Origin of the sequence: Thalassolituus pacificus, assembly GCF_025318105.1 — a bacterium.
In the GTDB taxonomy this organism is placed as follows: Bacteria; Pseudomonadota; Gammaproteobacteria; order Pseudomonadales; family Oceanobacteraceae; genus Venatoribacter; species Venatoribacter pacificus.
This window is the reverse complement of sequence record NZ_JAOANI010000014.1, coordinates 289,724-312,822: the sequence shown is the minus strand read 5'-3', so window position 1 is coordinate 312,822 and position 23,099 is coordinate 289,724. Positions and strand designations below refer to the sequence as shown.

Here is a 23,099-nt window from a genome sequence, read left to right as displayed (position 1 = left end):
GAACCGACTTTTCACACGATATGCGTGAGGAACGATATCCACGGGAGTTAGCCAATTCAGAAGTGGAAGGCGGCAATAATGCAAAGATATTGTTAATAGACTGGCCTTCCGGATACTCAATACTACTGGCACCGAGAACATACACAGACATTTCATATTCCATTTTGAAAATCCTCATTCAATTCGTCCTGCTTTGATGAACTGACCCCGCGCAGGATTAACGGGGTCAGGAATAAAATTCAGGAGGCTGCAAAGCTCAGAATGCGTTCACGCGCTCGTTGTTGACGCTCGTCGTTCAGGTCAAGACGAATCTGGTTTGCGAAGCGTTTTATTTCTTCGTTCGGCTTGTCGGTAATGATCTGAAAGATCAGATAGCGGAGTGCCACTTCTGCCAGATGGCAGCACTGGTCACGTTCGGCATTCACGTATTCCTGAATGACGACCGCAGGAGAAATTGAGAGCAATTCCCCTTGTGTGGGGATTGGTGGCTGTATGGCCTGAGTAGTTAAAGCGTCCATTGCTGGCTCCTTGCCCACCTATCAGCGCTTTACGGCTGGTACGCTTTCCGATAGCTTGGGCGGTTACGAACTTTTAAGCGGGTGCTGCAACACCCTGACAACTGAACTTTAGAGGAAACGAGTAATTATTACCAGATAACGGATAGTAAATACTCTATATTATTTTTCTATGGGAAGAACCCCAAACGAAAGACTTGCTCTATGGATGGACATGGAGAAGATTAAGTCGCCATTTCTAGAAGAAAGAACGGGAATCAAGGCTGACCGGTGGAAAAACGTCAAAAGCGGAAAAGCCGAACTAAGGGCAATTGAAATAGAAGCACTTAAATCAGTTTGTCCAGAGTATTGCTATTGGTTAGCAACTGGAGATGAGCTGCCAGAAGCTGGCCAGATCAGCCCTATGACCAAACGGACACAAACAAGCTTAAAGCCAACCCCCAAGGCTGGCTGATTGCAAAAAAGCCGCTGACAGATGGAAATGGTAGCGGCTTGAAAAGACATTTAAAAAAGGACTTTTAAAATGTTTCGACCAAAGAATATTACCATACCCCTATCACTAATGATCTTTCTATCAGCCTGTACTGAAGAAATAGCAGGTGATGTAAAACTGACCGACTTCCAAACCATCCCCTCTCAAATCCTGGTCTGTGCAGAGACACACAGACAATACGGCGAAATGTTCGAAGCAGCCATTGAATACAAATTAGATGATCTTGATTTTCTGGAACAGCATGCTGAAAAAAATAAGCAATACGCCAAGGTATTCTATCGGATATTCGACGGTTACGATCAGATAGAAAGAGAGAATGCAGAGGAAGAAACAGAGGAATACACAAGCATGATTAAAAAAAGAAGGCCGGAAGAAATAGCAGCCATGTCGCAGAATTGCTTATGGCTACTAATTGAAACTACACCTTCTCAGTAAGACTAACAGATCCAAAAGCTGTAGACTCATAAAGAGACTTATGCCCCTTATCGTACAAAAGATCATCAGGAAGATTATTAAATATCTCGTACTTTTCACACAAAGGTTTAAATTTTTCCACACCATTGCTATGAAGACAATTATAAAACAGCAAAACCAAAGAATAATCAGAAAACTGCGCGCGAAGTATATTAGTGTATTTTTTCTTATCCTCCATATCAGAATCATCGATATAGCGCATAATCCTGTATAAAAATCTAAAATAATGCCCTAAATCCTTACTCCATCCCTTCCAAAATTCACCATAAAAGTTATTTACCAATTCAATTGGCTTACGATTCTTTCTACGAGTACGGTTACTGGTAGTAATAACCTGATCATGGCTCTTCTTTAATTTAGTATACCAATAATAGAAGCAATCTCGCCCAGACGAAAGAACTACATATTCATTATTAGAATCTCCTCCACTAATATGAACTTTATTAATCCTCTGAACATCAAAGTCTGAAACCATTTCATTTAGCATTTCCATCATTTTAAAAAGGACATTTTCAAAATGTTGAATCTTGCTATCTTGTCGATTGATGTCAATCTCTTGCTGCTGCTGCCAAATAGTGATCATCAAGCCACCAAAAGCAAGAGCTGAAAATAATGACGTTAGAACTCCAAACGCATCACCAAAACTACCTGCCTGAGATAACGTTGTCGATTCAATAGGCCATATATTATAAATAATAATTCCCGTATAAATCAGAAAGAAAAGCAACACAAAAAACAGCATAAAGCCTACTGGCTTTAAAATCACTTTTGACAGTTTCATTTTTACCTCAAATATCAGTTTGAAACCTTAAACTCTGAAGGCCATAGAAAATAAATACCGTGTCGCCCTAGCCGGAATTCACCACCGACGTCCTTTCCTTTATCCGTCAGATAATGACGATCATCGCGTAGCTCTAAATACCCTAATTCACATAAGCGAATAAGAGCTTCTGGTGTTTTCATTTTGTACTTTTTGGCCAGCTTAGAGGTTGTTAGCTTTTGCTCATGATCTGAACTGTCTTCTTCCTGTTCATCCTGAGAGGCATTATCTTCTGGCTCTTCTATGTTGTCGCCAAATGACACTGCCTCACTGATCCTGAAGATTCGGGATACCTCTTCAAAGGTATCGATAAATGCGTCTGTATCAGCAGCACGGTCAATCAACAGGCCCATTTCATTGTTATTAACCTGACTGAACTCATAGAGATTCAGGCTGGAAATGATGGCGTAGCGATCATTCATATAGCACTTGGCATGGAGATTTTTACAGAACTGCACCCGGATATGCTTCTGAGTTGCCAGCCACTCCTGTTCTGCCGGAGCCATTTCTTTTTTGCCGTACACGATACGGATTTTGCATTCAGAGTCAGCCTTGAACGCGAGGAGTTCTTTCAGGCGGGTGTTTATCTTCAGGTACGGACTGATCAGGATGAGATTCTTAGTAGATTTCTTGATCAGCTCTTCTAAATAGAAGTTTAGCGAGGTGGTATTAAGGAACTTAGCCATAAACTGCCATGTACATCCGTTGTAACAATATGGTCAATAGTAACGCCTTAGACACAAAGGGGAAAGAGACCAAAAGAAAATGCCAAACGGGACGACATAACCCCGTACAACAGGCATCTGTACAACGTTTTACAAGAGCTTAGTTTTTACATCCATTTTTATCGCAAGTAATACGCTCATTACTGCTAACCCAGTGACTTGGGTTCTCATTGGTATTAAAACCGCAACCGGTCTTTCCGCCTTTGACGCCCTTATGAACTTCATTAGTCGGTGTATGTTTAACTGCCATTTCATTCTCCTAAAAGGTATTGATTATTGAGTGCAAAGACAAAATAACAATTTTGTCGATACCCAGAGAAAGTAACAGCGACGTAAAGGAATCAAAGGCCAATCGATTAAATGTGGTACTAAAGAACTAAAGCAGTAACTATAAGCCCGATCAACTAGCAAAGGCACTCAATGGAAGGAACCAACGGTTGTCGCCTTTTGCCAGTCTGATAAAACCGAATTTTTGATAGAAAGCTGCTGCATTATCGTCAATGGCATCGACCACCACGGCATAAATACCAATGCTTAAACTCACTGCGATGGTTCGTTTAATCGCATCAACAAGCAGAAGAGCGCCAATCCCCTGCCCCTGACTCTGTTCAGAGACTGCGAGCCGTCCGATCAATGCTGCCGGTAGTGGGTGTCTGGGGAGCTTTTTCAGCAGGTCAGAAGGCAAGGCAGACAGATCAACAGACAAGGTACTGAGTGTGTAGTAGCCAACAATGTCAGACTCGTTATCCGGCTTTGTCGCCACATACACACGGGCAATACTGCGCTTTACATCCTGACTGGCCTGGCGTTTGAGGTAGGTATCAAGGGATGGATTGCCACATACAAAAGACGGCCTGTTATGGCCGCCATTCAGTTCTTCGATAATCAGTTCTGTCATCTGCTGGTCACACGACGATCATGAGCAGCAAAGGCAGCTTTCAGCTTGTCGTTGGCTTTTACAGACCCCAGAGCTTCGAAAAAGGCACGGGCATCCTGAGCATTCAGTTTCATCACTTCGTGTTCAGCGATGGTCTGTTCTGCCTGTTGCAGGGCACTTGCCAGAATAAAAGAGCTGACCGTTTTACCCTCAAGGCTTGCCGCACGCTCAAGCACCGCCTTGGCCTGATTTTTCAGACGGAGGTTGATACGTTCATCTTTGATTTGTTGTACAGCACTCATGGCTACACTCCTGAGGTTTAACACTAGACACCAATTGTACGTCATTTTGGTGCCTACCAGCAAAAGAAGTTAAAGGAATATACAGTAAGAAACCAGCGATAAAAGCAGTATAAAACGGTTGTATCTGAACAATACGGCACACCATTACAGACACGAAAAATCCTTTAAAATCATACAGATAGTGTTTTTAGACCATCTTTTTGACATGGTAGAGGTCGCCAGTTCGAATCTGGCTAGTCCTACCAAGATTTAAAAAACCGGCCTCTGGCCGGTTTTTTCGTTTCTGTGGCTGATCATTTCACAATTGTGTGTTTCAACGGCCGTCTACTGCAAAAATCAACACCATGTGAGAACAGCATCAGCTGTTCTCAATCATTTTATTTTTCATCTGATGCAGCAGGTCGCGCAGGCGCGCTGCTTCTTCAAAGTTAAGGTCTTTGGCGGCCTTAAACATCTGATCTTCCACTTTGCCGACCCGCTTGACCAATTCAGTCGCTGACAATGCCTGCCAATCGTCCGCGGCGTAACCGGCTTTGTCTTCTGCCACTTTACGTCCGCGACTTTTGCCTTTGCCTTTTTTGCCCGGCGGTGGCGCAGCATCCATAATATCGGCCACCGACTTAGTCACACCGACCGGTGTAATGCCATGCTCGGTATTAAACGCGACCTGTTTTTCGCGGCGGCGATCGGTTTCATCAATGGCCTTCTGCATCGAATCGGTAATACGGTCAGCATAGAGGATGGCCTTACCATGCAGGTTACGTGCTGCGCGGCCAATGGTCTGAATCAGTGAACGTTCTGAACGCAGGAAGCCTTCTTTATCGGCATCAAAGATGGCCACCAGCGAGACTTCCGGAATATCCAGACCTTCCCGTAATAAGTTAATGCCCACCAACACGTCAAACTCGCCCAGACGCAGGTCGCGAATAATTTCCACCCGCTCTACGGTATCAATATCCGAGTGCAGATAGCGCACACGCACACCCTGCTCCAGCAAGAAATCGGTGAGGTCTTCGGCCATGCGCTTGGTCAGCACGGTAATCAGAATACGTTCGCCTTTGCTGACGCGCTCGCGCAGTTCGTGCAGCACATCGTCCACCTGACCGGTCGCCGGGCGTACTTCAATTTCCGGATCAATCAGACCGGTCGGACGTACAACCTGCTCAACCACCGCATCCTGATGATCTTTTTCATAGTTCCCCGGCGTGGCAGAAACAAATATGCACTGCGGCACAATGCTTTCCCACTCTTCAAAGCGCATCGGCCGGTTATCCAGTGCCGACGGCAAACGGAAACCAAACTGCACCAGGGTTTCTTTGCGCGAGCGGTCACCGCGGTACATACCGCCAATCTGCGGAATCGTCACATGGGATTCATCGACAAACACCAGCGCGTCATCAGGAATATAATCAAACAGCGTTGGCGGTGGCGCGCCTTCTTCGCGCCCGGATAAATAACGCGAGTAGTTTTCGATGCCGGAGCAATAACCCAGCTCCTGCATCATCTCGATATCGTAACGGGTACGCTGTTCGAGCCGCTGCGCTTCCACCAGCAGATTGTTGTCGCGGTAATATTGCAGGCGTTCTTCCAGTTCAACTTTAATGCCTTCAACGGCATCCAGAATACGCTGACGGGGAGTCACGTAGTGGGTTTTCGGGTAGATGGTCACGCGCGCCAGACGGTTCAACACCTCGCCGGTCAGCGGATCAAAACTGCTGATCTGTTCAACTTCGTCATCAAATAATTCCAGCCTTACCGCTTCTTCATCGCTTTCAGCCGGGAAAATATCAATCACGTCACCGCGCACCCGGTAAGTACCGCGATGAAAATCCATATCGTTGCGGGTGTATTGCAGCTCTGCCAGACGGCGTAACACGGTGCGCTGATCAATATGATCGCCTCGCACGATGTGCAGCATCATTTTCAGGTAAGATTCCGGATCACCCAGACCGTAAATCGCCGATACCGTGGCGACAATGATGGCGTCACGACGCTCCATCAGTGCTTTGGTGGCCGACAGCCGCATCTGTTCAATGTGCTCATTAACCGAGGCGTCTTTATCAATAAAAGTATCAGATGATGGCACATAGGCTTCTGGCTGGTAGTAGTCGTAGTAAGAGACGAAGTACTCAACCGCGTTTTCAGGAAAAAATTCTTTAAACTCACCGTACAATTGCGCGGCCAGCGTTTTGTTATGTGCCATGATGATGGCCGGACGCTGACACTGAGCGATCACATTAGCCATAGTGTAGGTTTTGCCCGAACCGGTCACGCCCAGCAGGGTTTGCTTCAACAGACCGGCATTAACCCCACCGACCAGCTTGCGGATTGCTTCCGGCTGATCACCAGCGGGAGAATATTTGGCAGAAAGCTCAAATGCCTTGCTCATCAGGATTCCAGTTAAAGGTTAAATCAAGTAGCATTATACGGTTTTTTTTACCGGCAGGATTTGGCGCTTTACGCCCGTTTCTGCCGCCGCCCATCGCGTTATTGAGGATACACATTTTGGATCTGCAATTGTCTGATCGCGTTCAACAGATCAAGCCATCCCCAACACTGGCCGTGACTAACCGTGCTGCCGAACTCAAGGCTGCCGGCAAAGACATTATTGGTCTGGGTGCCGGAGAGCCGGATTTCGATACCCCCGAGCATATCAAGCAGGCGGCGGTTGAGGCTATTAACAACGGTTTTACCAAGTACACCGCAGTGGATGGTACTCCGGGTCTGAAGAAAGCGATCATTAACAAGCTGCAGAAAGACAACGGCCTGAGCTACGAAGCCAACCAGATTCTGGTGTCCTGCGGCGGTAAACAAAGCTTTTTCAACATGAGCCTGGCATTGCTGAATCCCGGTGATGAAGTGGTTATTCCGGCACCCTACTGGGTTTCTTACCCGGACATGGTCGTTATTGCCGGCGGCGTACCGGTGATCATCGAAACTGACGAAAGCACCCGCTTTAAAATCACCGCCGAACAGCTGCAAGCGGCCATTACCCCAAAAACCAAACTGGTGGTACTGAACAGCCCTTCCAATCCGTCGGGCGTGGCCTATACCGGTGACGAGCTGAAAGCACTGGCTGAAGTTCTGCTGCAGCACCCGGATGTCATGATCGCAACTGATGATATGTACGAGTACATCTGGTGGGCGGATTTCGCCTTCGAAAATATCCTCACCGTCTGCCCTGAACTGTACGACCGCACCGTCGTGCTGAATGGCGTCTCCAAAGCCTACAGCATGACCGGCTGGCGTATCGGCTATGCCGCCGGACCGGCGAAGCTGATTGGCGCCATGAAAAAAGTACAGTCGCAGAGCACATCAAACCCAACTTCCATCTCTCAGGTGGCAGCAGAAGCCGCACTGAATGGCGGCCGTGAATGTGTCCTGCCTATGGTCTCTGCATTCAAAGAGCGTCACGATTATGTGGTGCAGACCCTGAACGACATTCCGGGCTTCAGCTGCATCCCGGCTGACGGCGCATTTTATGCGTTCCCGAACGTAAAAGGTGCGATGGAAAAAGCCGGTATCGATAACGATGTCGACTTTGCCGAGAAACTGTTGCTGGAAGCGGGCGTTGCGCTGGTTCCGGGTTCTGCCTTCGGCTCACCGGGTTATATGCGTCTGTCATTCGCAACCAGCATGAAAACTCTGGAAGATGCCCTGAACCGCATCAAAAAAGCACTCAGCTGAGTGCTTTTGCAATACGTTTAACGCACATAAAAAAACCGCCTGCTGGCGGTTTTTTTATGTCTGTCACCTGGCTCCCACGCTCTGCGTGATAGCCCTTGCTGACACAGTTGCATTCCAACGCGGAGCGTAGGAACGAGGAACACAGAGCGTAGGAGCGAGGAAAACCGCCGGATGCCGGATCACCAGCCCATTTCCGCCTTAATAAAGGGAATGGTCAGCTTACGCTGCGCCGACAGTGACGCCTGATCGAGAGTCTCCAGCAAATCAAACAAGCCCTGCATATCGCGCGGGCCCCGGGTCAGAATAAAGCGCGCGACTTCATCACTCATATTCAGACCACGGCGCTTGGCCCGCAGCAACAGCGCCAGCACCTTATCGTTATCTTCCAGTGGCTCCACCTGATACACCATGCCCCAACTCAGGCGGGACGACAGATCCGGTAATTGCACGCCGATATGCCCCGGCCCCTGATTGGCAGCAATCAGCAGGTGCCCCTGACGGTCTCGGATACGGTTGAATAAATGAAACAGTCCTTCTTCCCAATCCGGGCGACCGGCAACGGCCTGAATATTATCCAGCGCGACCAGCGGCAACTGCTCCATCGCATCCAGTACCGCCGGACTGTATTCAACCAGTTCATCAAGCGGCAAATAAACGCTTTGATGCCCCAGCCCTTCAGCGTAATGACAGGATGCCTGCAGCAGGTGACTACAACCAACACCGGCAGCTCCCCACAAATACAGGTAAGGTTCGCCATGGGTTGTCCACTGCTGCTGCAGCGACTGCACGATCTGCTCATTCGGGCCGGCGTAATAATTGGCGAAGCGCGCATCGTCGCGCACGGCGACCGAAAGCGTCAGTTGTTGGTGATGATCCATACTCTGCATTTATGGCTGCCAGCTAAAAACATGCTCCTGCTCAGTTGCGAGCAGACGCTTATCCAGTGCCAGAGTGCTCCAGACCTGCGCCCAATCGGCCGCCAGATCCAGCTCCAGTGTTAAATCCTGCTGATTAACCGCCAACACACGCACCGAGTTAACGGCGACGTTGGCGTTAAGGTAACTGATCACATCATGATATTGGCGGAAGTTCTGCACGCCCTGAATCATCAACTGATGCCCACCGGCAATACCATCGCTGCGCAAGGCGTAACGGGCTGAAAGAAAACCCGCGACCTGATCGGCAACCTGCAACAGTACCGAATTGACGTCATCACCTTCAGCCTGCAGGTCGAGCCAATCGCCCTTGTGCTGAATAAACCCCTGATAGCGCCAGCCATTATCACGCCCCGGCGCCAGGCGACCCGCCATAAACGCGTCGGTGGCATAGCGCGCCGACGCCTTCTGCACATCGTCTTTAAATAATCCCCACAGACGTTCAACCGGCAATACCAGCTCATCATCAAGATCCTGAGCCGGCCACAATAAAGGAATACCGCGCTCGTTCATGGCGCGTTCCAGGCGTGCCCGCCACGGGCCACTGTTCTGATTCAGCGCCTTGCGTTGCAACTCGTCTTCAACCCCCTGCCACAGCAGCACCAGCGGACGGCTTTTGCCCCATACCGGCTGTTGCGCATCTTTTAACAGGGCATCGATCAGGTTCTGTGCAAAGAGTACTTCCAGCAATAAGCCGTCATCGGCTTCATCGCGGCTATAACGAAAGCTTTTGACATAGCGCTCGGCCGACGAGGCCGCCGCCTGTACAACCTCGCTCTGAACGCTCTCGACCTGTCCGGACACTTTAACCAGCACTTGCTGTAAAGCATCCTGAATACCGCTTTGGCGACTGGCCGTCGACTGATCGATCACCGGCACCCGCACCTGATAAAGGTCGGACACAATGACCGCGTGACTGCCAAGACTCAGACACAACAATAAAATCAGACTGGCTGCACGCACAGGCAGGTTCCTTACATCTGAAGATTCAAATCGGGCGGTATTGTGCCACGAAAGCTCAATATAACCACTACTGCGGCCGAAATTGTCCCGCAGGTTAAAGAAGAAGAACCCGCGAATACGGGTGTGTAAAACCATAATGAGCCCGCCGGAACGCGGCAAAACGAATAATCCGTACAATTTATGCATTATAAATAAGTCTTTCGAATTCGTTTTTAACAAAATCCTGACTACTCCGGCAGCTTTCATGCACTCTCAGATTTGCGCATTTCCATGATGCAGGATGGCGCACAAATCGTTAGAATACGCGCCTTTCTATGGGCCACCCAGTGACGACGGCATGAGTGAACAACAATCCCTGAGCTACAAAGACGCTGGTGTCGATATCGACGCCGGAAATGCATTGGTCGAGCGCATCAAAGGCGTTGCCAAACGTACCCGCCGCCCTGAAGTGATGGCCGGACTCGGTGGTTTCGGCGCCCTGTTCGAACTGCCACAGGGCTACCGCCAACCGGTCCTGGTATCCGGCACCGACGGCGTAGGCACCAAGCTGCGCCTGGCAATGGACCTGAAAAAGCACGACACCATCGGTATCGATCTGGTCGCCATGTGTGTCAACGATCTGGTGGTTGCCGGTGCAGAACCGCTGTTCTTCCTCGATTACTACGCCACCGGCAAGCTGAACGTTGATGTTGCAGCGGCGGTTGTCAGCGGTATCGGCGATGGTTGCGAACAAGCCGGCGCCTCTCTGGTCGGTGGTGAAACTGCCGAAATGCCAGGCATGTACGAAGGCGAAGATTACGATCTGGCCGGTTTCTGCGTCGGTATCGTTGAAAAAGACGACATCATTGACGGCAGTAAAGTCAAAGCCGGCGACAAGCTGATTGCCATGGCTTCCAGCGGCCCGCACTCCAATGGCTACTCCCTGATCCGTAAAATCATTGAAGTATCCGCTGCTGACCTGAGCGCCGATCTGGATGGCCAGCCGGTTGCTGACGCACTGATGGCGCCGACCCGCATTTATGTGAAATCTGCACTCAAACTGATCAACGCATCCGACGTGCACGCCATGTGTCACGTAACCGGAGGCGGCTTCCAGGAAAATATTCCCCGCGTGTTACCAGACGACTGCAAAGCCGTTATCGACACCAACAGCTGGAAATGGCCTGCCGTATTCGAATGGCTGCAAAGCAACGGTAAAGTAGCGACCGCCGAGATGTTCCGCACCTTTAACTGTGGTGTCGGCATGATTGTCGCCCTGCCGGAAGAAAAAGCCGATGCCGCCATTGCGCTGCTGAACGCTGAAGGCGAACAGGCCTGGCTGATTGGTGACATTCAGGCGAAAGGCGAAGCCGACGAGCAGGTTGAATTTATCGGTAACCGCAGTCTATGAACGAAAGCAGCACCCACGATAAGCCAGCCGTACCGCGTATCGTGATTCTGATCTCCGGCAGTGGCAGCAATATGGTTGCCATTGCCGATGCTGTGAAAAATGAAAACATGGAAGCTGAGGTCGCAGCGGTTATCTGTAACCGCCCGGAAGCGGCCGGTTTACAGAAAGCGCGCGACCGTGATTTACCCGTCGTCGTGCTTGATCATAAAGCCTTTACCAGTCGCGAGGATTTTGATCGCGCACTGATGGCTCAGATTGATGAATTCGCCCCTGATCTGGTGGTTCTGGCTGGCTTTATGCGCATTCTGACAGCGGACTTCGTTGCTCATTATCATGGCCGCATGCTCAATATCCATCCATCGTTATTACCTAAATATCAGGGCCTGAACACGCATCAGCGTGCGCTGGACGATGGCGAGAGCGAGCATGGAGTGACGGTTCATTTTGTGACGGAAGAACTGGATGGCGGCCCGAATGTGATCCAGGCCGTTATTGCTGTGAACGATGATGATGATGCCAACAGCCTGCAGCAACGCGTACAGTTGCAGGAACATGTCATTTATCCGATTGCGGTTAAATGGTTTGTTGAAGGCCGCCTGAGCATGATTGGCAACCATGCCCGCCTGGATGGAAATGTGATTCCTGCAACGGGATTGCAACTGACGTCCTGAACCAGCTCCGATATACTCTGGCCAAATGGACTTGGCTGACCGATATGACTTCTTTCTTATTTCCCCGTTTTTTTATGTGCATGCTGACCGCCTGCGTTACATACAGCGCATCAGCAACCCCGGCACCAATAACCCCAGCACCAACAACTCCAGCACCAAGCGCAACAAACAGCACCAGTCCCGATAGCGTTCAGACCACACTGCAGCCATTTTTCGCGCGTTATAAAACGGAGTGGAAGCTTGGCTGGTTCAGCGTCGATATTGAAGCCGAACGCAGTCTGCGCCAACTGGCCAGCGGCCATTGGCTTTTAAGCTTTGAGGCAGAAACCAGTGCCGCCGCACTGAAGGAAACCTCAGAATTCAGCCTGAACCAGGGCCGGATACAACCGCTGGAGTACCGCTACCGCGCCAGTGGATTGTTCAATGAACCGGACCGCACCTTGCTGTTCTCGCCAGACTTAAAGCTTGTTAAAGACATGGAGAACAATAAAGACTACCCCCAGGCCTGGGAAGATGAGGTGCAGGACAACCTCACTTATATGCTGCAGGCCAGCCTGGACCTCGCTCAGCCGGACGCACATGAGCAGAACGCCGATCCACTGCACTATTCCGTCTTCGAAAAAAAACGTGTTAAAGATTTTCAGTTCCGGATTATTGGCGAAGAACAGCTGAATACTAAAATTGGTAAGCTTAAAACCATCAAAATTGAACAGGTGCGGCAGAAAAAAGGCCGCGAAGTGTTTGCCTGGTTTGCGATTGAACGCCATTACCAACTGGTGCGCCTGGTGGATAAAGAAAAAGGTAAAACCCGCTATCAGATTGATATTACCGACCTGAAAGACTGAAGCAGCTGAGCATCACCCGCTTCGCGCACCTGTGCTTTTCAGGTAAACTGCATGCTCTTTTTTACTCCACAGGAAGCACAGCATGCGACTCAGCGACGGCGATATTGAACAACGCATTGCCGATGGCAGCATTGTTATCGATCCACAGCCAGCCAGCGATGCCATTGCCGGCATCAGCGTAGACCTGCGCCTGGATCACCGCTTCCGCGTATTCAACAACAACTCCGTTACTCACCTCGACCTGTCCGGTGACCGCATTCAGCTTGAACGCGACATCAACCGTATCATGAGTAAAGAAATAGAAATTGAAGCCGATGACGCCCTGTTCATTCACCCGGGTGAACTGGTGCTCGGCGCGACACTCGAATCAGTTACCGTGCCAGCCGATCTGGTCGGCTGGCTGGACGGCCGCAGTTCCCTCGCCCGCCTAGGTTTAATGGTGCATGTGACCGCCGGACGGATTGATCCGGGCTGGCAGGGGCAAATCGTACTGGAGTTCTACAACAACGGAAAATTGCCATTAGCTCTGCGCCCGGGCATGGTGATTTGTGCCATGTCATTTGAAATGCTTTCAAGCCCTGCGCTGCGTCCTTACAACAAACGCGAAAATGCCAAATACCGTGATCAGAAAGGCGCGACCTTCAGCCGGATTGCCAAAGACTGACTGCGACAGATTACTAATTAAGCAATTAATAAAAATTCAGAAAAGCTAACAAAATCAACCACTTTAACGAAAAAGGTGGTTGACACTCCAAAGCTCACTTTGCATAATGCACGCACTTACTGATGTTCCCCGATAGCTCAGTCGGTAGAGCAGTAGACTGTTAATCTATTGGTCGTTGGTTCAAGTCCAACTCGGGGAGCCACTTCAGTAACACCCTTCTGCAAGACCCGCATAGTCTTAGGATGAGACAAATATCCCCTTATTTCCTGATTAATTCTGATAATTTACAGCTTGTTGTCTAACGCAAAGCGTAAATATTGCTAAACTTCATGGACATTACAATTAGATGAATTTCAGCCCCATGATTGATTTCCTGCTGAATGCTTCCCGCCCAGTAAAACGTTCTATCTCCGTCTTCTATGACTTATTAGCCATTCCTGCTGCAATTTATCTTGCGCTGGCTCTCCGATATGGAACAGCGACTCCGCAATTAGATGGCTCTATTCTTGCGGCCGCATTAATAACAACTTTATTAACTCTGGCAGTCTTTATAAGGCTTGGACTTTACCGGGCAGTTGTGCGCTTTATGACTGGTCAGGCTTTCACAACACTTGCCCTCGGCATTGCCATTTCTGCCATAACATTAGCCAGCAGCTCATTTTTTACCCATGCTAACCTGCCACGCTCAAGCCTGATTATTTATTTCTTTACCGCCTTTACTTTGCTTGGCACACCACGCCTCTTCATCCGCAGTGTCGTTACGCAATTGAGTAAAGCAAAATGTGAACCGGTATTAATTTATGGGGCTGGGCAGCAAGGGGTTGCCCTTGCCAACGCATTAACGGGCAGTGATCACTATCGTCCATTTGCTTTTATTGACGATGACAGCAAAAAACAAAATATGAACATTCATGGCCTGAAGGTTCACAGCGCCAGCGACATCGAAAATATTACCGACCATTATCATATTAAAAAAATTCTGCTTGCTTTGGGTCGCACCAGCATCGCTGAACGTAAACAGCTGATTGAGAAATTGACGGAGAGTAAACTGGAAGTGCTCACCGCCCCTTCTGTTAATGACATCATCAGCGGAAAAGCCCGGATCGAAGAAGTAAGGGAAGTGGAAATTGAAGATTTACTCGGACGTGATTGCGTTAATCCACGAACGGAGCTTTTGAAAAATAATCTTCACAACAAAGTTGTGTTGGTTACAGGAGCAGGCGGATCTATTGGTTCAGAACTCTGTCGTCAGGCACTGTTACAGCAACCGAAGCAATTAATTCTGTTTGAATTGAATGAGTACAGCCTGTATGCAATTGAACAGGAGCTACAGCAACTTAAAAGTACTCACCATCTAGACACGGATATTGTTTCCATTCTTGGCTCAGTACAAAAGCAAAACCGCCTTGAAACGATTTTCCGTACTTTCCGTGTACAAACAATCTACCACGCAGCCGCTTATAAACATGTGCCAATGGTCGAGCATAATGTCGTCGAAGGCGTACGCAATAATGTGTTCGGCACCTGGTATTGTGCAGAGGCAGCAATAGCCGCAGGCGTTGAGCGTTTTGTACTGGTATCGACAGATAAAGCCGTTCGCCCTACCAACGTTATGGGAGCTTCGAAACGTTTTTCAGAGCTAGTGTTGCAAGCACTGACTGAACGACAAAGCGATACTCTGTTTTGCATGGTGCGCTTTGGAAATGTACTGGGATCATCAGGCTCTGTCGTACCACTGTTTCGTAAGCAGATTAAAGATGGCGGTCCAATAACGGTAACTCATCCAGACATTATTCGTTACTTTATGACGATTCCCGAAGCCTCACAATTAGTCATTCAGGCTGGCGCAATGGGCAAAGGTGGTGATGTATTCGTACTGGATATGGGCGAGCCCGTTAAAATTACCAGCCTCGCGAAAAAAATGATCCGTCTGTCTGGTCTGAGCGAAAAGACCGAGCAGAATCCCCATGGCGATATTGAGCTTCAGTTCACTGGACTGCGACCTGGCGAGAAGCTCTACGAAGAATTGTTAATTGGTGACAATGTAGAAGGCACTGATCACCCACGAATTATGACTGCAAACGAAGTACATTTATCCTGGCCAGAAACGCACAACCTGCTGAACCGCCTGGACAAAGCCTGTCACGACTTTAAAGTTGAAGATGTCATCAATCTACTACTTGAAGCCCCAGCCGCTTATGACAAGCAGGGAGAGTGTCCGGACTGGGTACTGAATGCATCAAAAGCGAGCCATTAAAATACACATCCTGTAATACGGCTGCGCTACCTGCCGAGTACAAGCACAACAGCATTTTAATAATAAAAAATACCCGCTAAAAAGCGGGTATTTTAAAAGACGCGATAAGTTTCTCGTTCCTACGCTCCGCGTGGGAATGCAACTGTACCAGCAAGGGCTACCACGCAGAGCATGGGAGCCAGGTGTGTAAAAATGCCCGCAGTTGCGGTCATTTTGTTTACAGCCATCATAAAAACAGCCATTTTAAAAAAGTGAAAGACTTGTCAGAGCACCGCGCTCAACAAACTCTGCGCCTCATTAATCAACTGTCCTAAGTGCTCCTCACCGACAAAACTTTCGGCATAAATTTTATAAATATCTTCAGTCCCACTTGGACGCGCGGCAAACCACCCCTCAGAAGTACTTACTTTAATACCACCAATAGAAGCACCATTACCTGGTGCTACGGTATGCACTGCAATAATATCGTAACCTGCTAATTGTGAAGCCGTAATGCTGGCAGAGGTTAGTTTTTTAAAGGCTGATTTTTGTTCCCCTGTTGCCGCTGCATCAATGCGACGGTAAACAGGATTGCCATGTTGCTGTACCAGTTTTGCGTAATATTCGGATGGTTTTAAGCCAGTCACAGCCAGGATTTCAGCAGCAAGCAGACAAAGCAGAATACCGTCTTTATCGGTAGACCAGGGTTTACCGCCAAGGGTTAAAAAGCTGGCACCCGCACTCTCTTCACCACCAAACGCCAGCTCACCGCTGTAAAGCCCCCGCACAAACCATTTAAAGCCGACTGGCACTTCATACAGATCCCGGCCATTGGCCTGAACAACCCGATCCATCATAGAACTGGTTACCAGGGTTTTTCCTATTTTCAGCGCTGCCGACCACTGCGGACGGTGGGTTAATAAATAATCAACGCAAACGCATAAAAAATGATTCGGATTCATCAGTCCGGCTGAATCCACAATACCATGACGATCGGCGTCCGGATCATTACCAAAGGCGATATCGAACTGATCCCGAATCATCAGCAGGTTCGCCATTGCAGCGGTACTGGAACAATCCATGCGGATACGGCCATCGTGATCTGGCGGCATAAAAGCAAAAGCCGGATCAAGAATTTCGTTAACCACCTCGATATTAAGATCGTTTCCGCTCGCCAGCGCCTGCCATACTGGCAAGGCCGTTCCTCCGATGGGATCCGCGCCTAACTTCAGACCAGACTTACGAATAGCCTCAAGATTAATAACCTGCCCAAGCCCGGCAATATAACGTCCGATGTAATCGTATTCCTGCGCCTGCTGCAAAGCTTCATCAAGCGAGATTCGCTTTACATCCTGACAATCACTTTGCAGGTATTCATTTGCCCGGCGCTCAATCCAGCCTGTCACATTACCATCAGCCGGGCCGCCATCGGGCGTATTGTACTTAATACCGCCATCTTCCGGAGGGTTATGCGACGGGGTAATAATAATACCATCTGCAAGCCTATCAGGTTTATCGTTGTTAAACACCAGAATAGCGCGACTTACCAAGGGAGTAGCAGTAACCTGATTATCCGTAGCAATACGCACCTCAACATTATTGGCAGCCAACACCTGCAGAGTAATTTCCCAAGCCGGGCGGGATAACGCATGAGTATCCAAACCTAAAAACAGCGGGCCAGTAATATTGGCCTGAACACGGTAATCAGCAACAGCCTGAGCAATACTCAGAATATGCCATTCGTTAAATGTACTTTTTAATGCCGAGCCACGGTGGCCGGAAGTACCAAAAGCAACACGCTGTGCCTCGACAGCGGCATCTGGCTTAACCGCATAAAAAGCATCCTGTAAATTCTGAATCACACCCATATCCTCATTAACCTGTATTCTTGTGTCTGCAGTTATAACTGATCACGAACATGGCCCACTCCTACCTTTGTGAGTAGAAGTGGCACTTTACCACGATATTTATTCGTAGGAGCTGGCCATGCCTACGACAAGCTATCCGCAACGTCACAGCTCTGCACAATTTGTTTGTAGGAGCAACATTTTTGTCGCGATTGATATGCAGAGGGCGACGTTGTTGTCGTGATATTTATCCGTAGGAGCTGGCCATGCCTGCGACAAGCTATCCACAGAATCAAAGGCGCAGCACAATCCTACACGCGCAGCCTGTTTCGGTTATCCCGACTGCTTTTTATCAACTCATCCCCTGATTTAACGTCCTTTGCCGGGCCAAGCTTTGCCAGGCGGTCATACAGCACAACATTAACCGTTGCCGCCAGATTCATACAACCGACCGTAGGGATATAAACCACCTCATCAGCAGCACTGACAATATCCTGTGGGATACTGCCATCTTCTGGGCCAAACACATAAAGCACATGCTCGGGATGCTCAAATTCCGGCAGCGGCGTTGCACCTACAACCAGCTCCACACAAATCAGGCGGGTATCATCCGGCAATTGCTCTTTAACCAGAAGCAGACTCCCGACATGAGACATCTGCGCTTTTTCTGCCACGTTACGCGTATCGGTACTGTGCTTTACCGCGCGGTCATAACGGCTGCCGGTGTAAAAGATGCCATCAGCCTGATAACACCCCAGCGCCCGTAAAACCGAACCGACGTTACCGGCATCTTTGGGGTTTTCTAAACCAAGATAAACCATAAGCTCTTTGTAAGAATCCTTTATTTATGAAGGTACTGAAAATACAAAACCCGCCAAAGCGGGTTTATAGAAGCGGCATTGCTACCACGATGAAAAAGTAGGAGCGGCATTTCTGCCGCGATGCCCACCATCATCAATAACCACTCAAGGTTACGGTAACCGTTGTAAGAGCGGCCCATGGCCGCGATAGTCAGCCAATAGCGCACATACCTCCATTATTACACCGCAAGCTCCATCACTTCGCGCAGCACTGCACAGGTTTTATCAATCTCAGCTTTCGTTAAGGTTGGATGCACTAAAAACATCAGACTGGTTTCACCCATCTCTTTAGCTACAGGTAAACGCTGAGCAGGACGGAAGCCGGTATTATCAAAAGCTTTTTCCAGGTACACCTCTGAGCAGGAACCAGAAAAACAAGGTACTCCCCGTGCATTAATTTCTTCCATGATCCGGTCACGGCTCCAGCCTTCTTTCAGCGCTTCAGGCTGCACAAACACATAACATTTATAAGCTGCATGCTGAATATCAGCTGGCACTACCGGCACACGCAACCCGGCACATTCGCGCGCGGCTTCCCAGATTTGAGCACAGTTACTATTACGGATACGTGTCCACTCCGGCATGCGCTGCAATTGAATTCGCCCAATCACAGCCTGTAATTCAGTCATACGCCAGTTAGTGCCAAAGCTTTCATGCAGCCAGCGGAAACCTGGCGGGTGCTCGCGCTCATAAACCGCTTCCCAGCTTTTACCATGATCTTTAAATGACCACATTTTCGCCCATAATTCCTGGTCATTGGTCGTTACCATGCCACCCTCGCCACCGGTGGTCATAATTTTATCCTGACAGAACGACCAGGCTCCGATATGCCCAAAAGAACCTATCGGTTTACCTTTATACAAAGCACCATGAGCCTGAGCACAGTCTTCAATTACATACAGACCCGTCTCTTCAGCCAGAGCCATAATACTGTCCATATCACAGGGCCAGCCTGCCAGATGGACGCATACAATGGCTTTGGTTCGTGATGTCAGTACGGCTTTAACAGACTCTGCAGTGATATTTTGCGAGTCACGGTCTACATCGGCAAACACCGGCACTGCACCCGCCAGTACAATACTGGATACGGATGCCAAAAAGGTACGTGAACTAACCACCACCTCATCACCGGCACCGATATTCAGCGCTTTAAACGCAACATCCAGCGCTAATGTACCGTTACCTAACGCAATGGCATATTCACTACCAAAATAAGCCGCAAATTCTTTCTCGAATTCACGACATTCGGAGCCGGTCCAATAATTCACCTTATTAGACAGTAACGTACGGGATATCGCATCAGCCTCTTCTTGAGTAAACGAAGGCCAGGGAGAAAAAGGAGTGTTCAACATAAACTACCTAAACAAAAGAGGGGCTATATTTTTAAGTCTTTCAGTAGGTCATTTTCAAAACGTAAAATTTTATCTTTAGGCCTATCTTTTACTGCCTTACAGTCAGCACCGGCATAAATAGTCCACGGTAGAAGATCCTTCCTTACAACCACACCAGCACCAATCGCCGCACCCTCACCAATCTTTACACCAGGCAGAATAATCGTATTTGTACCTACTATTACATGTTTACCTATGTGAACCTTTGATTTCTTAACATTTGTGTATTTACTAGGTACTGTTGGGTTGGTCATTCCCCCCCCTAAAAAGTCGTCACTACCAGTTACGATCCGACAGCCAGCGCTCAAACCAGAAAAGTCTTCCATAATAAACTCACCTCCTCCCACAACGCTGCAAAAAGATGCGATATGCACAAATCGACCTATTTCAGTTCTTTCACCAGCATTTAGAAAAACAAAATCATCAACCTGAGAGTAGTCTCCAATAGTTAGTCGATCTATATTAACGATCTTTGCTTGGTCATAAATCTTTGCTTTCATCGCGGTTACCTGTAAATGGAAATGTTGTGACTTCTCCAGCGGCACTGATACCATCACGGATTAGTACTTTTTTAACCGTCAGAAATAAAATTCTGATATCTAACCAAATCGACTGATTATCCACATACCAGACATCCAGCTTAAACTTTTCTTCCCAACTGATTGAATTCCGGCCATTGACCTGTGCCCAGCCAGTAACTCCGGGGCGTAATTCATGGCGACGGTATTGTGCTGAATTGTAGAGTGGCAAGTATTCCATTAGCAGCGGACGCGGGCCCACCAAACTCATATCACCTTTAAGTACATTCCACAGCTCAGGCAGTTCATCCAGGCTGGTTGAACGTAACCAATGACCAAAATGTGTTAAGCGCTCGGAATCGGGCAACAAGTTACCTTCCGCATCAACCGCATCACGCATAGAACGGAATTTAATCATCTCAAAGGGCTTACCATCTTTTCCAGGGCGTACTTGCTTAAACAAAACTGGTGTGCCGAGATTTTTACGGATTTTCCAAGCGACAATTGCAATAACTGGTAATAAAATCAGCAAGCCAAAGGAAGAAGAAAAAATATCAAAAAAGCGTTTCATCATTTATAAAACCTGAAGTTCATTGAAGGTCAAGGGAGATATCCCTCAATTTCTGGGCAAAATATGAAATCTGTAAACGCTTACGTACTTCATCGCGCAGCGCAAAATCCCTGGCGTCAATTTCTTCTAACATAAAGAAGCACTTAACCAACTCATCATGATCAGGCTGACAGACGATACCGACCTGTTCCTGCTTAACCCAACGAGCTACACTGGTTTGCTCGCCACACACCGCCAGTACACCGGCGCCAGAAAGCGCATAACCAGAAGACTTACTGGGAAAAGCGTACTTAGTAACCTCATCATCGATTGGCAGCAATGCCCAACGGTGTTCATTGACCAACTCAGCTGCCTCGGTAGCTGGTAACACACCAAGGTAATCTACCTGCTCATAGGCATTGGCCAACGCCTGAATGTCAGGAGCATGAACACCACCACCGGCAAAGGTAAACCGTAGCTTGCCACCTTGCTGCAAGTAAGCACGAATAGCAGACATCAGCAAAGGTATACGCTGCAACCTACCGGCATTACCGCAGTAAACAATGTCTTTAGACCGTTCTTCCGCTGGCACGGGCGTAACAGAGAAAGACGGATTATCCAGCAACAATATAGGGCTTGAGGTATCGCTACGTTGCCGAATATAAACCTTCATATCTTCCGATAACGTAACAATGGCAGCCGCATGTCGGAGCGTATAATTATCAACTGCTTTAAGAATCCGCAGTAATAACCGATTAAGCGGAATAATAATCTCTGCTGCTTCAGGGTGAATATCCTGCAGGTGATACACATACCGGGCACCAAATAACCGGCAGTAGAGTGCCACTATAAATGGCACTACCACCGGTGGATTAGTGGCGACATACACATTGGCAGGTTTGGAACGAATCAGACTGACAAACGTAAACCCCATAAAGAACAACGCTTCAGAAATTCGTTTCAGCACTCCACTGGCAGATGTCGTATAGGCCTTACACGCCCGAATGCTAAGTCCAGTCCCACGGCTAGCAGTTGCCAGCTGTGCAGAGAGATCGGTTGCGGTTTGAGTGATCACACACACACGATGTTGCTCCGAAGCCTTTTCCGCGAATTGAAGCAACCCCTCACCAATAACTTGATCATGGGGCCAAAAGCCGCGATTGACGATGGCTAAATCCGTCTTTTTTGCCATCAATACTGCTTCCACACTGTTCGCATTACGTAATCACGGTAACTGTGAATAATGCGAACTACTTTGTCGGCCACATTGGGCATGCTGTAATCAGCCACTAAGCGTAAATCACGCAGCTCGCCACGGCTTTGTGTTTCCAGAATGGCCAGCCCCTGCATCACACGTTCCACTTCCAGGCCTGCCATCATCGCGGCCGTTTCTTCCATACCTTCCGGGCGCTCATGAGCTTCACGGATATTCAGAGCGGGGAAGTTCAGAATGGACGATTCTTCGTTGATGGTACCGCTATCAGACAATACCGCTTTCGCGCTTAACTGCAGCTTGTTGTAGTCTTTAAAGCCCAGCGGCTTCAGCAGTTGCACATTCGGGTGGAAAGTAACACCCATGGTATCAACGCGCTTTTGGGTACGTGGGTGGGTAGAAACAATCACCGGCAAGTTGTAATGCGCAGCAACGGTGTCCAGCACATCCACCAGTTTCATAAAGTTTTTGTCAGAATCGACGTTTTCTTCACGGTGCGCACTCACCACAAAGAACTGCCCTTCTTTCAGGTTCAGTCGTTCCAACACAGTAGAAGCTTCAATACCTTCACGGTAATAATTCAGCACCTCGAACATCGGACTGCCGGTTTTAATAATGCGGTCAGGCGGTAACCCTTCTGCCACCAGATAATCCCGTGCGATGGTGCTGTAGCTCATATTGATATCGGCGGTATGGTCAACAATACGGCGGTTGATCTCTTCCGGTACGCGCATATCAAAGCAACGGTTACCCGCTTCCATGTGGAAGGTCGGAATCTTACGGCGTTTGGCTGGCAGTACGGCCATACAGCTATTGGTGTCGCCCAATACCAGTACAGCTTCGGGTTTAACCTCGGCCAGAACCTGGTCAACCTTAATAATCACATTGCCAATGGTTTCCGCACCGGTACTACCCGCGGCACTTAAAAAGTGGTCTGGCTTACGGATACCTAAATCCTGAAAGAAAATCTCGTTCAGTTCGTAATCATAGTTCTGGCCGGTATGCACCAGAATGTGCTCGCAGTGTTCATCCAGTTTGGCCATTACGCGCGACAAACGGATAATTTCCGGGCGGGTTCCCACCACGGTCATTATTTTTAATTTCTTAACAGCGGTTGTCATAA

General features: G+C 48.6%; 23 protein-coding genes and 1 tRNA gene. 9 read left to right on the top strand and 15 right to left on the bottom strand.

Annotation, left to right across the window (positions count from 1 at the left end; genetic code table 11):
• Positions 1-239: 239 nt before the first annotated feature.
• Entirely contained in the window at positions 240-518 is a 279-nt protein-coding gene (locus NYR02_RS06165; RefSeq protein WP_225690777.1) for a hypothetical protein, read from the bottom strand.
• A gap of 211 nt (positions 519-729) precedes the next feature.
• On the opposite strand from NYR02_RS06165, the gene NYR02_RS06160 reads away from it, so the two are divergent.
• Together NYR02_RS06160 and NYR02_RS06155 are read left to right on the top strand one after the other, a co-directional pair.
• The gene (locus tag NYR02_RS06160) at positions 730-969 is read left to right on the top strand and encodes a hypothetical protein (RefSeq protein ID WP_260975500.1); all 240 of its coding nucleotides are present in this window, start codon (positions 730-732) and stop codon (positions 967-969) included.
• Positions 970-1,038: 69 nt separating this feature from the next.
• Positions 1,039-1,443, top strand: a complete 405-nt coding sequence (locus NYR02_RS06155) for a hypothetical protein (RefSeq protein WP_260975499.1) — start codon at positions 1,039-1,041, stop codon at positions 1,441-1,443.
• Here NYR02_RS06155 and NYR02_RS06150 read toward each other — a convergent pair.
• The 5 genes from NYR02_RS06150 to uvrB form a co-directional block, all read right to left on the bottom strand.
• A complete protein-coding gene (locus tag NYR02_RS06150) occupies positions 1,427-2,263 on the bottom strand; it encodes a putative phage abortive infection protein (RefSeq protein ID WP_260975498.1) in 837 nt (278 codons plus the stop codon). The genes NYR02_RS06155 and NYR02_RS06150 overlap by 17 nt on opposite strands.
• Before the next feature lie 14 nt (positions 2,264-2,277).
• Positions 2,278-2,988, bottom strand: a complete 711-nt coding sequence (locus NYR02_RS06145; RefSeq protein ID WP_260975497.1) for a phospholipase D family protein — start codon at positions 2,986-2,988, stop codon at positions 2,278-2,280.
• A 439-nt stretch (positions 2,989-3,427) separates the two neighbouring features.
• Complete coding sequence (locus tag NYR02_RS06140; protein WP_260975496.1) at positions 3,428-3,925, bottom strand: GNAT family N-acetyltransferase; 498 nt, start codon at positions 3,923-3,925, stop codon at positions 3,428-3,430.
• Positions 3,922-4,206 carry a type II toxin-antitoxin system TacA family antitoxin gene (locus NYR02_RS06135; RefSeq protein ID WP_260975495.1) on the bottom strand — a complete coding sequence of 95 codons (285 nt, stop codon included), beginning with the start codon at positions 4,204-4,206 and terminating at the stop codon, positions 3,922-3,924. Before NYR02_RS06135 ends, NYR02_RS06140 begins: the two co-directional genes overlap by 4 nt.
• A 358-nt stretch (positions 4,207-4,564) precedes the next feature.
• The gene (gene uvrB, locus NYR02_RS06130) at positions 4,565-6,595 is read right to left on the bottom strand and encodes an excinuclease ABC subunit UvrB (RefSeq protein ID WP_260975494.1); all 2,031 of its coding nucleotides are present in this window, start codon (positions 6,593-6,595) and stop codon (positions 4,565-4,567) included.
• A 113-nt stretch (positions 6,596-6,708) separates the two neighbouring features.
• Between uvrB and NYR02_RS06125 the strand changes: the two genes are divergently transcribed.
• Positions 6,709-7,893 (top strand): pyridoxal phosphate-dependent aminotransferase, encoded by a 1,185-nt coding sequence (locus tag NYR02_RS06125; RefSeq protein WP_338055933.1) that lies wholly within the window; start codon positions 6,709-6,711, stop codon positions 7,891-7,893.
• A 179-nt stretch (positions 7,894-8,072) separates the two neighbouring features.
• Here the strand turns inward: NYR02_RS06125 and hda are convergent, their stop codons facing one another.
• Positions 8,073-8,780: a DnaA regulatory inactivator Hda gene (gene hda / locus NYR02_RS06120; RefSeq protein ID WP_260975493.1), complete on the bottom strand. Its 708-nt coding sequence runs from the start codon at positions 8,778-8,780 to the stop codon at positions 8,073-8,075.
• Positions 8,781-9,791, bottom strand: coding sequence for a DUF2066 domain-containing protein (locus NYR02_RS06115; protein WP_260975492.1), 1,011 nt, complete (start codon positions 9,789-9,791; stop codon positions 8,781-8,783).
• A gap of 337 nt (positions 9,792-10,128) precedes the next feature.
• Here NYR02_RS06115 and purM point away from each other — a divergent pair, with 337 nt between their 5' ends.
• From purM to NYR02_RS06085, 6 genes are all read left to right on the top strand, one after another.
• Positions 10,129-11,181 carry a phosphoribosylformylglycinamidine cyclo-ligase gene (gene purM, locus NYR02_RS06110; RefSeq protein WP_260975692.1) on the top strand — a complete coding sequence of 351 codons (1,053 nt, stop codon included), beginning with the start codon at positions 10,129-10,131 and terminating at the stop codon, positions 11,179-11,181.
• A complete protein-coding gene (purN, locus tag NYR02_RS06105) occupies positions 11,178-11,852 on the top strand; it encodes a phosphoribosylglycinamide formyltransferase (RefSeq protein ID WP_260975491.1) in 675 nt (224 codons plus the stop codon). Before purM ends, purN begins: the two co-directional genes overlap by 4 nt.
• Before the next feature lie 44 nt (positions 11,853-11,896).
• Positions 11,897-12,697: a DUF3108 domain-containing protein gene (locus tag NYR02_RS06100; protein ID WP_260975490.1), complete on the top strand. Its 801-nt coding sequence runs from the start codon at positions 11,897-11,899 to the stop codon at positions 12,695-12,697.
• A gap of 82 nt (positions 12,698-12,779) precedes the next feature.
• Positions 12,780-13,361: a dCTP deaminase gene (gene dcd, locus NYR02_RS06095; RefSeq protein ID WP_260975489.1), complete on the top strand. Its 582-nt coding sequence runs from the start codon at positions 12,780-12,782 to the stop codon at positions 13,359-13,361.
• 126 nt (positions 13,362-13,487) lie between these two features.
• Positions 13,488-13,563: transfer RNA gene (locus NYR02_RS06090), tRNA-Asn, on the top strand.
• Between the two features lie 159 nt (positions 13,564-13,722).
• The gene (locus tag NYR02_RS06085) at positions 13,723-15,618 is read left to right on the top strand and encodes a polysaccharide biosynthesis protein (RefSeq protein ID WP_260975488.1); all 1,896 of its coding nucleotides are present in this window, start codon (positions 13,723-13,725) and stop codon (positions 15,616-15,618) included.
• Positions 15,619-15,881: 263 nt separating this feature from the next.
• Here the strand turns inward: NYR02_RS06085 and pgm are convergent, their stop codons facing one another.
• The 7 genes from pgm to wecB form a co-directional block, all read right to left on the bottom strand.
• Positions 15,882-17,465: a phosphoglucomutase (alpha-D-glucose-1,6-bisphosphate-dependent) gene (pgm, locus tag NYR02_RS06080; RefSeq protein ID WP_260975487.1), complete on the bottom strand. Its 1,584-nt coding sequence runs from the start codon at positions 17,463-17,465 to the stop codon at positions 15,882-15,884.
• Between the two features lie 290 nt (positions 17,466-17,755).
• Complete coding sequence (locus tag NYR02_RS06075; RefSeq protein WP_260975486.1) at positions 17,756-18,265, bottom strand: RNA methyltransferase; 510 nt, start codon at positions 18,263-18,265, stop codon at positions 17,756-17,758.
• 218 nt (positions 18,266-18,483) lie between these two features.
• Entirely contained in the window at positions 18,484-19,656 is a 1,173-nt protein-coding gene (locus tag NYR02_RS06070; RefSeq protein ID WP_260975485.1) for a DegT/DnrJ/EryC1/StrS family aminotransferase, read from the bottom strand.
• Between the two features lie 23 nt (positions 19,657-19,679).
• The gene (locus NYR02_RS19405; RefSeq protein ID WP_270049514.1) at positions 19,680-20,195 is read right to left on the bottom strand and encodes an acyltransferase; all 516 of its coding nucleotides are present in this window, start codon (positions 20,193-20,195) and stop codon (positions 19,680-19,682) included.
• Entirely contained in the window at positions 20,176-20,787 is a 612-nt protein-coding gene (locus NYR02_RS06060) for a sugar transferase (RefSeq protein WP_260975484.1), read from the bottom strand. Before NYR02_RS06060 ends, NYR02_RS19405 begins: the two co-directional genes overlap by 20 nt.
• A gap of 16 nt (positions 20,788-20,803) precedes the next feature.
• A complete protein-coding gene (locus tag NYR02_RS06055; RefSeq protein WP_260975483.1) occupies positions 20,804-21,970 on the bottom strand; it encodes a glycosyltransferase in 1,167 nt (388 codons plus the stop codon).
• Positions 21,955-23,097 carry a non-hydrolyzing UDP-N-acetylglucosamine 2-epimerase gene (wecB, locus tag NYR02_RS06050; protein ID WP_260975482.1) on the bottom strand — a complete coding sequence of 381 codons (1,143 nt, stop codon included), beginning with the start codon at positions 23,095-23,097 and terminating at the stop codon, positions 21,955-21,957. Before wecB ends, NYR02_RS06055 begins: the two co-directional genes overlap by 16 nt.
• Positions 23,098-23,099: the final 2 nt, after the last annotated feature.